Annotated in this window: 12 protein-coding genes; 2 read left to right on the plus strand and 10 right to left on the minus strand. The window is 56.0% G+C overall.

Going from position 1 to position 16,417, the window contains the following annotated elements; translation table 11 throughout:
* Positions 1 to 346 precede the first annotated feature (346 nt).
* The 8 genes from ACWFVE_RS10690 to ACWFVE_RS10725 form a co-directional block, all read right to left on the minus strand.
* Positions 347 to 1,237, minus strand: coding sequence for an NAD-dependent epimerase/dehydratase family protein (locus tag ACWFVE_RS10690; RefSeq protein WP_447529254.1), 891 nt, complete (start codon positions 1,235 to 1,237; stop codon positions 347 to 349).
* A 32-nt stretch (positions 1,238 to 1,269) separates the two neighbouring features.
* Positions 1,270 to 2,301, minus strand: a complete 1,032-nt coding sequence (gmd, locus tag ACWFVE_RS10695) for a GDP-mannose 4,6-dehydratase (protein WP_447529255.1) — start codon at positions 2,299 to 2,301, stop codon at positions 1,270 to 1,272.
* Between the two features lie 115 nt (positions 2,302 to 2,416).
* Positions 2,417 to 5,920, minus strand: coding sequence for a glycosyltransferase (locus ACWFVE_RS10700; protein ID WP_447529256.1), 3,504 nt, complete (start codon positions 5,918 to 5,920; stop codon positions 2,417 to 2,419).
* A complete protein-coding gene (locus ACWFVE_RS10705; RefSeq protein ID WP_447529257.1) occupies positions 5,920 to 7,221 on the minus strand; it encodes an ABC transporter ATP-binding protein in 1,302 nt (433 codons plus the stop codon). Before ACWFVE_RS10705 ends, ACWFVE_RS10700 begins: the two co-directional genes overlap by 1 nt.
* A complete protein-coding gene (locus ACWFVE_RS10710) occupies positions 7,218 to 8,012 on the minus strand; it encodes an ABC transporter permease (protein WP_447529258.1) in 795 nt (264 codons plus the stop codon). The genes ACWFVE_RS10705 and ACWFVE_RS10710 overlap by 4 nt, the downstream gene beginning before the upstream one ends.
* Positions 8,013 to 8,108: 96 nt before the next feature.
* Entirely contained in the window at positions 8,109 to 8,501 is a 393-nt protein-coding gene (locus tag ACWFVE_RS10715) for a GtrA family protein (RefSeq protein WP_447529259.1), read from the minus strand.
* Positions 8,494 to 9,525, minus strand: a complete 1,032-nt coding sequence (locus ACWFVE_RS10720) for a glycosyltransferase family 2 protein (protein ID WP_447529260.1) — start codon at positions 9,523 to 9,525, stop codon at positions 8,494 to 8,496. The genes ACWFVE_RS10715 and ACWFVE_RS10720 overlap by 8 nt, the downstream gene beginning before the upstream one ends.
* Entirely contained in the window at positions 9,522 to 11,222 is a 1,701-nt protein-coding gene (locus ACWFVE_RS10725) for a DUF6311 domain-containing protein (RefSeq protein ID WP_447529261.1), read from the minus strand. Before ACWFVE_RS10725 ends, ACWFVE_RS10720 begins: the two co-directional genes overlap by 4 nt.
* Positions 11,223 to 11,377: 155 nt before the next feature.
* Between ACWFVE_RS10725 and ACWFVE_RS10730 the strand changes: the two genes are divergently transcribed.
* Together ACWFVE_RS10730 and ACWFVE_RS10735 are read left to right on the plus strand one after the other, a co-directional pair.
* Positions 11,378 to 12,781 carry an MBOAT family O-acyltransferase gene (locus ACWFVE_RS10730; RefSeq protein WP_447529262.1) on the plus strand — a complete coding sequence of 468 codons (1,404 nt, stop codon included), beginning with the start codon at positions 11,378 to 11,380 and terminating at the stop codon, positions 12,779 to 12,781.
* A 34-nt stretch (positions 12,782 to 12,815) separates the two neighbouring features.
* Complete coding sequence (locus ACWFVE_RS10735; RefSeq protein ID WP_447529263.1) at positions 12,816 to 13,805, plus strand: hypothetical protein; 990 nt, start codon at positions 12,816 to 12,818, stop codon at positions 13,803 to 13,805.
* A gap of 24 nt (positions 13,806 to 13,829) precedes the next feature.
* Here the strand turns inward: ACWFVE_RS10735 and ACWFVE_RS10740 are convergent, their stop codons facing one another.
* On the minus strand, positions 13,830 to 14,945 hold the full coding sequence (locus ACWFVE_RS10740; RefSeq protein ID WP_447529264.1) for a glycosyltransferase family 4 protein: 1,116 nt from the start codon (positions 14,943 to 14,945) through the stop codon (positions 13,830 to 13,832).
* Positions 14,946 to 14,960: 15 nt separating this feature from the next.
* Positions 14,961 to 16,400 (minus strand): mannose-1-phosphate guanylyltransferase/mannose-6-phosphate isomerase, encoded by a 1,440-nt coding sequence (locus ACWFVE_RS10745; RefSeq protein ID WP_447529265.1) that lies wholly within the window; start codon positions 16,398 to 16,400, stop codon positions 14,961 to 14,963.
* Positions 16,401 to 16,417 lie beyond the last annotated feature (17 nt).

Here is a 16,417-nt window from a genome sequence, read left to right on the forward strand (position 1 = left end):
AGTGAGCGAGGCCTCGCTCCTGAGATCAGCTTGGTGATGACACCAATTCCAATACTCATTCCTTGCGCCCGGGCTCAAGATCTGAACGAACTTAGTGTATCTCTCTACACCCGCACGTGTATATATGACCGCTATGTTTTACTCGTAGACCCTAAGGTAAGTCAATAGCATCAGCCAAGCAAACGTTCTGTTTGCTCCTCGTTTTGAAGCCAAGGCTTTGGTAGTTCCCTGTTTTGTTGGAACAAACACCAATAGACTGAAACTATTAGTCATTCAAGCTAAATTCAGCTTGCCATATATCATGCCATTTGCCAATAAAAAACAGTGTTTTGCTACAAATGGTGTATTAGTTTGAAAGCATCCATTCAAGGGTCTGCTGAAGTGAAAACCGATCTAATTCGGGCGCCCACCGATCCAGGCGTTGCGTACAGGCTTTCAGCTCGGGAATTTCGTTCGACCGTACAAAATCCGGATTGACCGTTACTTCTATTTCGTGACCAGAGATGGATTGCAGCTCTTCGATCAAGTCGTTGAGCGAAACCGAACGGCCGGAACCGATATTGATAATATCGCCGCTATGGGCATCGGAAGGCCATTGGTATAACAAGCGCGTGTAAACCTTGCAAATATCCCGCACATCGCTGAAATCACGACTCACATGAATATTGCCAAGCTCAATCACTCTTTCGCGACGCTTGATATGATCAACTATTTTTGGCACTAAAAAATGGGGAGCTTGACCGCTGCCAGTATAATTAAAGGGGCGCGCTATGATCAGCGGTAATCGCTGAGCGTATGTTTTCGCCATGTGCTCCATGGCCAGCTTGGAATGAGCGTAATGGTTAACGGGGAGCGGCGTCACACTTTCATCAATGACCGCTTGGGCGTTTGCCCCGTAAACGTTGGCGCTACTGGCAATTAGCACCCGCGGTGGCAATGCTAGCTTGCAAAGAGACTTAAGCAAAGCTTCGGCGCCCAGTACGTTGACTCGGTAGAAGTCGAGCGGCGTCGGATGGCCCACAAAGGAGAGCGCCGCAAGATGGTATACCTCTTCTGGTGCCACCTGCCGGATAATGCCAGCCAGGCTGGCCTCATCATTGAGGTCGACGTGGTGCGTTTCATCCGCTCCGCAGGGCTGGCTCGCCAGGGCCACCACGCGGTGGCCCTGGCGCTTCAAATGGCCTATAAGGTAGCGGCCGGTAAAGCCGCTACCCCCGGTGACCAGGCATGTTTTCATGGTGGCTCCTTGGCTAAAAAAACGTTGCGCTATTAGGCGCCGGTGCCTTTCTCGACACGCACCAGGTCTGCCTCGACCATCATCTTGCAAAGCTTTTCAAGGCTGGTCGAGGGGGCCCAGCCCAGTTGCTGATTTGCTTTTTCAGGGTCGCCAATCAACAGTTCGACCTCTGCCGGACGGTAGAAACGCGGGTTGATCACTACCACCTTGTTACCGGTGGTGGTATCTACCGCAAACTCGTTTTCGCCCTCGCCTTCCCAGCGAAGCTCGATATCTACGGCCTTGAAAGCCAACGTCACGAAATCGCGTACCGTTTCGGTGCGGTTGGTGGCCAGCACATAGGTATCCGGCGTGTCGGCCTGGAGCATCCGCCACATGCCCTCTACGTACTCTTTTGCATACCCCCAGTCGCGCTTGGCATCCAGATTGCCAAGTTCCAAACGGGTTTGCTTGCCAAGCTTGATGCGTGCAACGCCGTCGGTGATTTTGCGAGTGACGAATTCGCGACCACGCAGCGGCGATTCGTGGTTGAACAAGATACCGCTGGTCGCGAACAGATCGTAAGATTCACGGTAGTTGATGGTCATCCAATGCGCGTAGAGCTTGGCAACACCGTAGGGGCTGCGGGGGTAGAACGGCGTTTGCTCGGTTTGCGGCACTTCTTGTACCTTACCGAACATTTCGGAGGTGGATGCCTGATAGAAGCGGATAGAGCTATCCACGATACGAATGGCTTCCAGCAAGTTAACGGCGCCGATACCGGTGATTTCAGCGGTGGTCACCGGCTGGTCAAAGGAGACACCTACAAAGCTTTGGGCGGCCAGGTTATACACCTCCCGCGGCTTGCACTGTTGCATCAGGCGGATGCTCGACGACAGGTCGGTCAAATCATACTCGACCAGGTGTAAATTGGGATGGTCCTGAATACCGAGTTCTTCGATACGCCAAAAGTTGACCGAGCTGGTGCGGCGGTAGGTGCCGAATACGGTATAGCCCTTTTCAAGCAGTAGCTCGGCTAGATAAGCGCCGTCCTGACCTGTTATCCCTGTCACGATCGCATTCATGACGCAGTTCCTTCTCTTCGAAAAATTAATAAATGGGCGCAAGGTCATTGCGCCCTTTCACAACTATTAATGCCTCACTCGGGGCAAGGCTATATGGGTGAGCCACCACTCGGTATCAATCGCCGTTTTTCGCCATAACATGAAGCTTTTGATCGACCAGTGCGGCACTGAAAAGGCCATAGTAGCGGCGGGCCAGGGTAGACCAGCGCCGCTCAAATAGCCATTGCTCGCGGGCTTTATGGTATTCGCCGCGCTGCTCTGCGGGTGCGTTCAATACCTGCGTAATCGCTTCGGCGATATCATCGCGCTCGAACCCCTCGCTTTGCCACACCACATCGGCTACCTCGTCAAAAATAGGCGCGGGCGTCGTCAGTACGGTAGGACAGGCGGCGACGGCGGTGCGTACCGCAGCGCTACTGGATTCCTGAGTGTACTGATAAGGCAGTACTACGACACTGCACTCCGCGAGACGCTGCTGCGCCTCTTCGAGTGCCAGGAAGTCGGTGTACCACTCGATATTGGCTGCTACCCCTAACCGCTCGGCGGTGCGCTGGCAGCGTGTCAACTCCTCCTGAGAGCTCGACTCGTCCCGCACCGAGGTGACGAGTCTAAGCGTTGCCGCCTCAAAAAGCGCGTGCTGCTTGCGCAGCACGGCGAAGGCTTCGATGAGCGTATTGACGCCTTTATGGGGAAGCAGAAAACCGAAGCACCCGATGATCGGCGCAGTCTCTTGGGCCTGAGCGATCGGCGGTTGAACGGCATCGTCGCTGACAACGCCCTGATGCATCTGAGTCACGTTGTCAGTGAGGCCAATGCGCTTTAAGTAGTTAAGGTCGTCCAGCGTATGCACGAAAACGCGATCGAACTCGGCCAGCGTGCATGCCACCATGCGGCGGCGTGCGCTATCGAAATCCACTACCGGTCGGGTCGTGTGAAGCGTGATATATACCCGTTTGCCTTGCTGGCGACACTGCTTCACCTCTTGTTGAAGCGCACGATCGAGCTCATAAAACGCGAAATGATGCTGCAGCCAGACAACGTTTCCGGTGGCGTTACTCAAAGAGGGACTGGCGCCTTTTTGCCAGCTCTCGCCGATAACGCCGGGTGATGCCGTGCGCTCAACCTGCGGTCGAGTTGCGGCGTGCACCTCGATTTCAACCGGCTCGCCTAGTGCGCGCACGCCTTCCAGCAAATGGTCGCTGTACTGCGCGATGCCACAGGGCTCATCCCAAGTGGAATACAGGCTAATCGAAAGCGCGGGCAGCGGCGCCTCGGGCAGCGCTTGCAGCCGGGCAAGCGATGCCAGCAGCGATGTCACGGCAGAAGGTGAAAAGAAACGCGCCTGGATAGCATCGTGTAGCCCACTCGCCGTTTGCATAGCACGCTCGCCGCCCTGGCGCAGCGCCTCGACCTGGCGCTGGATTTGCTCGACGGTACTGGTGACACCGGGTTCGACCCAAAGCGCCTGGCCGCTATTAAAGTGGGACTGGGCGTGATCGAAACAGTAATCCACCCGTCCGGCGTCGGCAGAGGAGACAAAATCGGTGTGGGCACCGTAACCGGTGACCACCAGCGCCCGCGAGAACTCGCCGGCCTCTATGGCGGGCATGTTGAGCCCCTCTCCTCGTGTCGGTAGCACCACGATATCTGCTTGATGATAGAGCGCGGCCATCTGTTCGGCGGAGTAGTCTTCCATGATGACCGTGAGCCGGCGGCGATGGTGCTCGCTGACATACGCCTCGATCAAAGCGTCGGTTTGGTTGTGCGGGTTCGGGAAGGTCTTGAGCGTCAACATCAAATCGGCGTCTTGCTGGGCTAATTGCTCGAAAGCCTGCAGTAGTACATCGACGCCCTTGCGCGGAAACGCCGAGGAGACGTGCAAAAGATGAACGGGCTGGCCCTGGCTGACTCGTACAAGGTCACTCGCGCGGGCCTGGCAGGCGTGCGGATTAGCCACAAGCGGCAAAGCCACCACATGAATCGGAAGCCTGCAGCCACTATCCATGAGTACTTTTTTGACAAACCAGGCGGTAACGATCACCCCCTGGTAGTGCTGGTTGAGCGTGTCGACCATGTCCGCCGGCACCGACGACTCTTCCCAGAAGAACAGCGCAACGGCTTTGCCGTGGGCCGGCTCCGGTATGATAAGTGGGTAGCGATGATAAAGCGCCACACGCTGTTCGGGGGCCAGGTTTCGCCAGGCTGCGGGGTCGACCAGCGCGTTTAGTCGAGCGACCTCCTCTACACCGCCGGGGGCTGTGCTTACCTGGGCCTCTGTCGAGCCTTCATGGGGCGCAAGCCAAAGCTCAGGCGGGCTAGCACTTTGCTGTAAGCGGCTCAATAGATGGCGGTTGACCGAGGCCAGGCTGTAGCTGCCATTGATATGCCCTTCCAGGCGTATACCTTGCACCGACTGGGTATCAAAGGGGGCGTCGCGCAGCGCCAGACTTTCCAAGCGCACTCGCGCCTGGACATCCGCGTCGAGGTTAGCGAAATCTTCGGCGTTAAACTGCCCTCTACGGCTAAAGAGGCTGTCGCTGGCGGCCATATGCTTCAATACACGCATCTTCAGCGCGGGGAAGCGGTTTAAAATCTTCAGTGCCAAACGCTTTAACCAAGGGATCTGCGCCATTTTACGTAGCAGCTTGCCTTGAGCAATGGAGGAATGGCGGTGAAAGTGCATGACGCCACGCAGTGGCTTGGTGATACGCCAAGAGCGACTACTGTAAATGCCATTGACTTCTTGAAGTAGCTGCTCGGCTTTTTGCTGATAGTAGTCACGCTCTTGAAGAGCTTTTTGACATTTATTCTCAGCAGTCACTAACGTTTCTTCTGCCATTACGAGCTGATGATTGGCGTCAACCAACTGATCGGTCTGTTGCTCGATTTTATCTGCCAGCGTTTCGAGACTGCCCTGCTGGGCCTCGGCCAGCTTATCCAGGTATTCGAACCAGGGGGCGCTGGCGTCATCGGCGCCTTTATGGGCGACCAGCGCGTAGTCCGGATACGCCGAGACGACCCAGTCCAGGTAGTCACGAACGGCTGCATCGCTCTTTGGCGGTTTGGGGCCGTTCAAACGCAGGATAGTAGCCTTGGTATAGCCTGCATCGGTGGCCACGAAATGTAGCAGTGGTGGCGGCAGCGGGTGCAGGTGGGTCGGGTCCAGGTAAAAGCTCCAAAGCCCTACGGTCAAATTTTCCGGGTTGGGCGTCTCTAGAATCAAAACGCCGCCGGGAACCAGCGCGCGTTTTGCCTCTTGGATCAGCTCCACCAGGCTATCGAACGGAATATGCTCGGCGATATGAAACCCGGTAACGGCCGCCAGGGTGTCACTTTCGGTTTGCTTGAGTGCGACCAGGGCGTCGCTAACCTCAACCTCGAGACCGCTTTCATTGCAGGCTTTCGCCATGCTTTCGTTGGTATCGATCCCCTTGGCCGGCCAGCCATTTTCGCGCATTAACTCGAGCCACTCTCCACGCCCGGAGCCCAGATCTACTGCTGTCGCCTCGGAATAACGTGCCATGATCGGCTCGAGCAGCGGCACATAAACCTTCAGACGCTCCTTGATGGCGTCCTTTTCACCGCGAAAATGGTTGGTAAAACGGGTATAAAAATCCATTACGTCGACTCGTTGAATTCTGAACGGGGTACGGCCTCTCGCTCACAGTCAATAACGGGCATTATCCAACTGCTGCCCAAAAAGAAGTCTTTTTCCATATTCACCATTTGGAAGACCAGCGCGTGGTCTATCCACTGGTAATTGCGCGTTAGATGGGTATCACTGCTGTGAAGTGAAAGCGAAACGGAGTAGCTGCCAGGCCCCAGGTTAGCGTTAAAGCGCATACGATAGGTCAGCTTCTCGCCGGCGATCAGTTGCTGCTCTATTTGGTGAGTGTGCCAGGTGTTCGTTCCAAACACATCCTGGCCTACCCGATCCTTTATCTTGTACCCAATCACCAGCACCGGTAGGTCGGCATGAACGGCGACCGTCACTCTGAGCTCTACCGGCTGACCTACGTCCACTACGTCGAGCGCTTGGCCCTTTTCTGCGTGCAGGCTGATCTGCGCGATACTGGCCTCACCAGTGCCTGACTGGGTTTGAATCTGGCCGCTGTCCAGAGGCTTGATCTCGACCTTGGCGTTCTCTTTTTGCGCAATCAGGGCGTTGTAGTAATCCATGATGTCTTGCGGCAGACCATCCTGAAGCACTTTGCCTTGCTCCAACAAAATGGCGCGATCACAAAGGCTTTGTATGGCCGCCTTGTCGTGCGAAACGATCAAAAGCGAAGTGCCCTGACGCTGGAACTCGCGGATGCGATCAAAGCTTTTATGCTGGAAGTAGGCATCGCCCACCGAGAGCGCCTCATCGACAATCAGAATTTCCGGACGAAACGCGGTGGCTACCGAAAAAGCGACGCGCATCTGCATACCGCTGGAGTAAACGCGCATGGGTTTATCGAAGTAGTCGCCAATTTCAGCAAAGGCTTCGATATCGTCCATCGCCGCGCTGATTTGTGCATGGGTAAAGCCCATCAGACCCGCCGAGTGCAGCACATTCTGGCGCCCACTTAGCTCGCCGTTGAAGCCCATACCAAGCTCCAGTATCGCCGCTATTCGACCGTGGGTTCGAATGTAGCCTTCCGTGGGCCGTAAAGTGCCAGTGATCATCTTTAACAGCGTGCTCTTGCCCGCGCCGTTTTGGCCGACGATACCGACCGCCTCGCCCGGCGCGATATCGAAGTTGATATCGCGCAGAATCCAGGTCTCATCCTGAGGCTTGATGGACGTAAACCAACTGGCCACGCGCGTAAGCTCGTTACGGTAGCGGCGATAGGCCTTACCCAGATCGCGCACTTCCAGTAACGCTTGCGCGCTGGCGGATGTATTAGTAGCTGAAACGTTTCTGGTCGAGTGATTCATAGCGCATCCACCATTTCCGGGCTCGCCTTGCGAAACAGTAGCGCACTGACCAGTACCAGCCCTGCTCCCAGAAGCGTTAGTGCCGCGAGCACCATAATAGAAGGCGGCTGACCGTAGGCCAGTACATCGTGGTAGGCGCCAATCAGGTGGAAAAGCGGATTGAAGGCGATCAAAGATTGCAGCGATTCAGGTACGATTTCGGCGGGATACACGACCGGGGTAAACCAGAACAAAAACTGTAACACGATAGGCATAAGCTGGCCGATATCGCGAATGAAGACGTTCAAAACCCCGAGTATCAGGCCAAGCCCCAGCGCCAATAAAACGGTGATACCGGTAAGCACGAGCACCCAAGGCAGCGTGGCTGGAGTAAAGTGGCCCAGCACGGCAAACACGACCAGGATCACCAAAAAGAGCGCGAGGTTGTTGATTAGGCAGGAGCCGGTAATGATCACGGGTAAAGCGATTTTTGGAAACACCAGCTTTTTCATTAAGTTGGCGTTCTCGATAAAGACCCCGAGACAGCGGTTGAGTATTTCGCTAAAAAGGCTCCACCCTAGCATACCGGCCGTCAGGTAAATGGCGTAGGCATACTGGCTTTCAATACCGGGAAGCTTTGCCGAGAGTACCGCGGACAGTACCAATGCATAGATCAGTACCATCGAGAGAGGATGTATGATCATCCAGGCACCGCCAATACGGCTGCGGGCAAAACGCGTTACCAGCTCGTGGCGTATGGAGGTGGCGATGAACTGGCGATAACGCCAGGCCCCTTTAAGGGATGTTAGCATTCCGTTACCTTTTTCCCGTGCTGAATAGGGTCCAAACAGGGCGCCATGTTAAGCCAAGCGGTGAGCCCACACCACCGTTACCAAAGGGAAAAGGCCCTACTTGCGCTCGGTAGCCTCAGCAAAGGTATGGTACTTCGCCAATATATAAGTGCTCATAGCGGCCACCGCGATGGCTGAGAGCATCGCAAGCAAGGGCGGCAGCGGCGTCAGCAGCAGCGCACCTAGCAGCGCATAGTTAATGGCCAAGCCCGAAAGCGACATCAGCAAAAAACGCCCAAACGTGGTCGAGCGTTTGAACGTTACCCGCTGATGGCCCCAAAACGAGACGCCAAAGGCGGTAAGCCAAGCCAGGAAGTTGATAACGGCGATGGCGCGACCGTTCATGGCGGCATAAAGCAGCGTTGCCACCAGCATATGGGTCACGGTGGCAATAGCCCCTACAGCGATAAAACGTAGCGCCTGCCAAAGCTCAGTGCGGGTTTTACTCATTACCGGCCCTATTTTTCGAGGCCCCAGATGAAGCCTCGATCAGCTCCTCCTCGCTTGCATGCGGGCTCGCCGCCACAGTACCGCCGGGTGCTGAGGCATCGGCGACGACATACAGTGGACGGCCTTTCACTTCGATGAATAGCCGTGCGATATACTCGCCCAGAATACCGATCGATAAAAGCTGCATCCCACCGAAAAACAGTACGACGCTCATGAGCGAGGCGTAGCCTGGCACGTCGCGGCCGCTAATCACTACATCCAGCATGACAATGGCCATATAAAGAAAGGCGACCAAAGCGACGCAGGCCCCTATATAGCTCCATACTCGCAGCGGAATGGTGCTAAAACCGACCAGGCCATCCAGAGCAAAATTCCATAACTTCCAGAAGCTGAACTTGCTCTCTCCGGCCTGCCGAGCAGGGCGCTGATACGGCACACCGATGGTTTTGAAACCCGCCCAAGCGTAGAGGCCTTTCATGAATCGGTTACGCTCTGGTAGTTGCAACAGCACGTCGACCACCCGCCTCGACATCAGTCGGTAGTCGCCCGCATTGCTTGGAATGGGCGAATGGGTAATACGGTTAAACAGCTTATAAAAGCCTTTGGCAGTAGTGCGCTTGGCCTTGGAGTCCTCGGGGCGCGAAGCGCGAACGCCGTACACCATGTCGTAGTTCTCTTCACGCCAGTAACGAATAAATTCCGGAATCAACTCCGGCGGGTCTTGTAGGTCGACATCCATGGGAATCACGGCATCGCCTTTGGCGTGGGCAAGCCCTGCCGTCAAAGCGGCCTCTTTGCCGAAGTTACGGCTGAACGACACGTAGCGCAGGCGTTCATCACCCGCATTCAGTGCCTTCAAGTCCGCCAGGGTGTTATCCGTCGAGCCATCGTCGATGAAAAGAATTTCGAATACTGGTGCGCACCGGTTTAGCTCTTCGAGCATACGCTCGACAAACGGTTGCAGCGACTCCTGCTCGTCGAGTACCGGTACGATAATACTTAGACACCAGGGTGCATTGCTCATTGAGCCTCCTCATTGGGGGATTGCCAGGCAAAGGTCGCAAGCGCCGTGGCCACACACTGCATGTTGGGCAATGTACAGGCGTGCTGGATCATTTCTGGATCAGCCATGGCGTAGACAACATCCGGCGCCGGATGCCCCGCTAGCAGTGCTTGGCGCGTGGGCGCCACGGCGGCACTAATCGTTGGCTCGGTGATTCGTGCCACGTAGGCCACATTGACCGACATATGGTACTTACCCGCCAGCCAAGCCAGTGGCAGCATGGCCACAATGTCATTAGCGTGAGTGAGTTCAAGCGCCTGATGCTCCGCCAGCGCCGATGTAAGCTCCGGGGTTGACCAGCCGCTAAAGCGGGGATCCTCTACCATGCGGTAGCTAGCGGCCTGCTGGCTTTGGGTGTGAAAGTGGTGATGCCATCGGCTTAGATCAATGACTTGAACCGCCAACAATATGCTCGTTGCGAATATGAGCGGGCGTTTCTTGAGCCGGTGAGCCAGTACATAGACCGCGGCGAAGGTTGCAAGGTACATAAGCACCCAGACCATGCGCCCGCTGGCACGTAACAGGCTACGCAGTGGCTCCGGCCAGGGAATAGGAAACCCAAACGATAGACGGCCCAACACTAGCGTATCGCTTAGAGCAAATATGAAAAGCCCACCTGCTAGTAAGGCAAGCGCCCCTGCTCTGCGGCGGTAACGCGCCGTTATGCGTTGCGGCCGGCCAACGAAGAGCAGCAGTGCCATCCCCCAGAGTCCTATTATGCCCAACCCAACGTAACTCATTCCTTCATACTGACCGCCAATAGAAGGATGCCAGTTTAACGATAAAAGCGATGCGCTTTCGAAACCCGGAAGATAGCTATAGCTGTTAAAAAACCCCAAGAACTCAGCAAGATAAAACCCGAAACCATCCGATCCAGGCGACGCCCCACTGGTATACAGATAGCCAGCCGCCCACATCACCCCTAGAACCGAGAGCGGCTGCAAAAGCGTATAAGCCAGCCACCCCCACCACCAGCGGGGCGCAGCGGTTATTGAAGTAACACGGTAGCGCTCCAATGTTGCCAGTAGCCACCAAAGCGCCCAGCACATACCCGCTAAAAGGAAAAGATAAAAGTGGACGAGTACGGCCGCTGTCAGAAGCAGCGCCCAGTGCACGAGGGCTCTTATGCTGACTTTTGTGCGAAAAAGAACCAGATAGATCGCCAATAACAGCACCCAGTGCGCCATCAGCGACTCGTGCCCTGCACCGCCTGGGCCGCGAAAAATCACGGCAGGCATAACGGCGACCATAAGACTCAGCGCGACTGCCACTATCATTGGCATCTTGATACGGGTTAAAAGCAGACAAGCCGCGACGCCGTTAAGTACAACGTGCAACAGTGCCGCTAATCCCTGATACTGAAAGGGGTCGGGCAGCCACGCCTGTATAAGTTTCAAAGGAATCGCTACAAGGGGTAAGGAGTCGGTAAACACGATGCTGGTACGCACTTCGGTGCCGAAAGTATGCAGCGCGCCAATGGGCCATCCCCAAGCCTCATGGCGAAAGTAATGCCAGCCTAAAAAGTGCTGAAGCAGGTCCCCTTCGTCGAGAAGCCACTCTGTATGGGTCGGGTCGAGAATCCCCTTATAGAGATAGCTGCCCATCAAGGTAGCCAGTAGTGCTACCAGCAACAGCGTCGTTCGGCGATGACTGTCCATGTACGCCCTTTATCAGCGGTGAATAGGTCCTGGTTATCCAGCAGCGAACGGTTCTGTTTCACTCTGCCGTTGCGTCTTAAGCGATCGCGATTATGGTATGCTCACGCCCGCACTATCATTAGCATTTACCCCCGCGACCGTTCGAGCGCAAAGGCATGGTTTTTAGCACTCCACAGTTTTTACTGGTTTTTTTGCCCATTGTTTGGCTGATTTTTCTACTGCTGACGCTTTTGGCCACACCGCGCTTGCTACTTGCCTGGCTTGGACTCGCCTCGCTGGTTTTTTACGCGGCATGGGATATTACCTTGCTGCCCCTGTTACTGGCGAGCATTGGTATCAACTATTGGCTCGCCGGGCGGGTCGCCAAACCGCACCCGGGGTGGCTCTGGCTAGGGGTTACGTTCAACCTTGGGCTTTTGGGTTGGTTCAAATACTCGGTTTTCCTGCTTTCAATGATTCAACTGCCGCCCCAGGCTTTTAGCCCTTTGGTACTGCCTTTGGGCATTTCGTTTTTTACGTTCCAACAGATCGCTTTTTTGGTAGATGTCCGCCTGGGAAAAATCGCGCGCGGGCCTTTATCGCTCTATGGCGTATTCGTTAGCTTTTTTCCTCAGCTCATTGCTGGCCCTATCGTCCACTACCGCACCCTTGCGCCGCAGCTGGCAAGCCTAAGGCCCCCCGAAGCAGCTTTAGTGCGCTGCGGGCTGGTGCTGCTCGCCATCGGGCTTGCGAAGAAGCTGCTGCTTGCCGATAACCTGGCGCCCTTCGTGGACCAACTTTTTGCCCTCCCGCCCGAAAATATCGCCGCTGGAGACACCTTGCTGGCAGGTTGGGCCTACGGGTTGCAGCTCTATTTTGACTTCTCTGGCTACGCGGATATGGCGCTAGGGCTGGCCCTCTTATTCGGTATAAGGCTGCCCGAAAACTTTGCCTCGCCCTACCGCGCGGTGGATATTCAAACGTTTTGGCGACGCTGGCACATTACGCTCTCACAGTTTCTGCGCGACTACCTTTATGTGCCGCTGGGCGGCAGCCGTCACGGCCTGCCGCGCCATGTAATAGCGCTCATGGCAACCATGCTATTGGGTGGGCTTTGGCACGGAGCCGGATGGCAATTTTTACTATGGGGGGGACTACACGGTCTGCTATTAGCCATCTTTGTGGTATGGCGACGGTTTAGCTCCGTGCGGCTACCACGCGGCGTCAGTTGGCCTTTGACATTGACCCTGGTCATGCTGGCCTGGGTCCCCTTTCGGGCTACCAGTCTGGAGCACACCTGGGCGCTGTACTCAGGCCTTGGCCACTGGCAATGGGGAGCGCTTGGCGATATATGCAACGCCTTGACTGAAGGTGTCATGGCGTTGCAATCCCCTGGGGCGTTGTTACTGTTCGGCTCGTTCATCGTCCTAACGATGCCCAACAGCATGCGTCTGGCCCAGTGGCTAGCGCTTCCATCGCGGGGTTTATGGCAGGGAGGCGTTGTGGGGGTGCTTTTGGTGATAGTGGCCAAGGCCATGGTCGATCTACCCGGCCAGGCTTTTTTGTATTTCAACTTTTAAGCGCCGCGCGCACATGTAAAGAGAGCTCAAGGATATGGTGCGTTTTTTAACGGGATTGCTCGCGGGTGGTTTGATAATACTCAGCCTTTGGTTGATTTTCTGGGCGGGCCAGTTGGGCCGGCCACACCCGAACAACGCGTGGATCGACGGGGCGATCAGCTATAAGCAAGCCAGGGCCGAGGCAGTCACGTCTCCTAAAATCGTCGTGGTGGCCGGCTCCTCGGCCATGTTTGGAATCGACAGTAAGGCGTTGGAGGCGGCCTATCAGCGCCCCGCTGTCAACCTGGGTGTTAACGCGGGTATCTCGCTTCCCGTCATTCTGGCAAGCGCCGAACCCACTATCCAGTCCGGCGACCTGGTACTTCTGCCTTTAGAGTATCCGCTTTACAACCAGGATCAGCCCGTCTCGAGCCCTTTGGTGCACTGGGCCAACAGCCACCCTGAAGCCTTCATGCAACTCCCCTTGAAGCAGGCGCTCAGTGTTATTGCCAGGACATCGCTAACACGTATTCTGGAGGGTTACCGAGGGTTGCCCGAGGGCTTCACAGTGAGCGGCGATTACGGCGCCCATAACCTGGATAGCCACGGCGACCAGCAACATACGGCTAGATCGCTACGCGAAGCACGCCACTGGAACTTCTTGACCTCGCTACCGGCAGAGAACTACGGCCACACCGCACGCCAGGGTCAATTTGCCGGCGCACAACTACGCGCGTTTCGCGACCGGCTATTGGAAAAAGGCGCTTGTCCTGTCTTTATGCCGCCTCCGCTACGCTATCAACCGGTCTACACGGACTCGCCGGTCGAGGCGCACTTTTATGCCTCTTTGCCGGATAAAGTAAGCGCCGCCGGTCTCCAATGGGTCGGCAAGCCTGGTGATGCCATGTATGAGACCGACGACTTCTTCGATACCAACTTTCATCTTGTCGACGAAGCGCGCAGCCGTTATACCCGTCAGGTCATCGCTTGGCTGGGCGAGCAGCCGATGGCGCAGTGCCTACGTCATTACGAACGCTTGCGCTGAACGCCTGGCCATCAAGACGGCACTTCACGTTGTGAGGTATTTGTTAACCAGTGACTGAATCGCCCGGGTGAAATTAGCGGTAGAGAACCGTTCGGCACTTTGTCGACACACCGCCGCCGCGAAGGCATCGGGCTCGACCTCGCGCAGGGCTTCGAACTCGCCCACCCGTTCGATAAGCGCCTCGCTGGTTTGCTCTGCGACCAAGAGCCCGGAGACAGCATCGAGGGTGGTTTCAGCTAAGCCTCCGACACCATAACCAATGACCGGCGCCCCGGCGGCCTGAGCCTCCACGGGCAAAATACCGAAATCCTCTTCGGCCATGAACAAAAAGGCTCGGGTGCGCTCCAGGTGGTCGATCAGCACATCATCCGGCTGGTAACCCAATAACGTCACGTTCGGCCCCGCCATCGCGCTTAGCTTGGCATGATCTGGCCCATCGCCAATGACGACGAGCTGTTTGTCGGGCATTCGGTTGAACGCCTCGATCACCAGATCGATACGCTTGTAGGGCACCATCCGTGAGGCCGTCAGATAAAACGCCTCACGGGGCTGGTCGTGGCGGAATTTATCTACCTCGACCGGCGGATAGATGACCTCGGCTTCTCGGCGGTAGCAGTTGGCGATGCGCCGCTGAATGTAGCGCGAAATAGCGACGAAGTGGTCAACACGCTGAGCACTAATGTAGTCCCATTGCCTAAGCCGATGTAACTGCCAACGCATAAGCCCGCTCATCACGCCACGTGTTTTGCCCGACTCCCGCAGGTACTGGTGCTGCATATCCCAAGCGTAGCGCATGGGGCTGTAGCAGTAGCAGATATGCACCGCATTCGGGTCGGACAGCACGCCCTTGGCAACGGCGTGGCTGCTGGACAAAATCAGATCGAAACCTTTTAGATCGAACTGCTCAACGGCAAGTGGCATCAGTGGCAAATAGTGCCGGTAGCGCTTTCGCGCAAAGGGCAAACGCTGGATGAAGCTGGTGTGAATGACTTTGTCGTTCAGCGCGGGGATATCGCGCTTTTCCAAAAAGTTGACCGTCGTGAAAACTTCAGCCTGAGGGAAACAGTTGAGCAGCTCGGCCAGCGCTTTCTCGGCGCCGGCCCAGGTGGTCAGCCAATCATGAATAATGGCGACTCTCATTACTGCGCAGGACTCCTATTCACGACCATACTTGTCGGTGTAACGAACGATATCGTCTTCTCCCAAGTAAGAGCCCGTTTGCACCTCGATCAACTTCAGAGGAATAACGCCCGGGTTTTCCAGCCGATGCACCGTACCCAGCGGGATATAGGTCGATTGATCTTCGGATAGCAAAAAACTGCGTAAATTGGAGATATCGCCATGCCCTTCGCCTTGGGTAACGCGCGCAGTGCCTTCCACGACGACCCAGTGCTCGGCGCGGTGATGATGCATTTGCAGTGAGAGGGTCCCGCCTGGTTTAACCACGATTTCTTTCACTTGAAAGCTATCGGTCAATACCATGGTGCGATAATGCCCCCAGGGGCGGTAAACCTGCTGGTGCGATTGAAACTCTTTGCGCCCGGCGGCTTTCAAGGCGTTGACGATGAGCTTGGTATCCTGGGCATGACGACGGTCGGCAACGAGTACGGCGTCGTCGGTTTCGACGATTACCAGATTGCTCACTCCCACAGCAGCTACCAGACGCGAATCGCTATATACCAGGCTATTTTGAGTTTCGTGGAGCATGACATCGCCATGAACCGCATTGCCATTGACCGGGTCTTCACTGGAGCGCAGCTCATGGAGCGCATCCCAGGCACCAATATCGCTCCAGCCAGGCGACATGGGCACCACCGCCGCCTGTGTAGTGTGCTCCATGACCGCGTAGTCGATCGACTCGCTGCGACACTTCTCGAAGATGGCTTCATCGATACGCAGAAAGTCCATGTCTTCGCTGCGCGCTTCAAATGCGGCCTGACAGTTTTCCAGAATATCCGGGGCGTATTCACCCAGCGCCGCAAGAAAGCTGCTCGCCTTGAACAAGAAGATGCCGCTGTTCCAGAGGTAACTGCCGCTTTCCAAATACTGTTTTGCGGCTACCGCGTCCGGCTTTTCGACAAAGGCTTCTACCTCGAAGCCCTGGGATAACGCCTGGCCACGTTTAATATAGCCATACCCGGTATGCGCAGTCGTCGGGGTGATACCAAACGTTACCAACCGCCCTTTCTGGCTCAGCTCCAGCCCCTGCTCAACGGCCTGGGCGAACGCCTGCGTATCCTTGATGACGTGGTCGGCGGGCATGACCAAAAGCTCGGCTTCGGGGTTGCTTTGGCTGGCGGCCAACGCAGCCAACGCCAGCGCAGGTGCCGTATTACGCCCGCAGGGTTCAAGGAGAATCTGGCTATTTTTGAAACCTATTTGCTGCATCTGCTCGGCGACCAAAAAACGGTGCTCTTCGTTGCAGACGATTAGCGGCTCGTCGGAATCTGCTACATCGCCAAGGCGCAGCGCCGCTTCCTGCAGCAAGCTGGCGTCGTCACGATGTAAATTCAGAAACTGCTTGGGATAGTGCTCGCGGGAAACAGGCCATAGCCGGGATCCGGCTCCCCCTGACAAAATAACCGGTAAAATCATCATTCCTCCTTGAAACA

The organism is Vreelandella mediterranea, assembly GCF_970647075.1.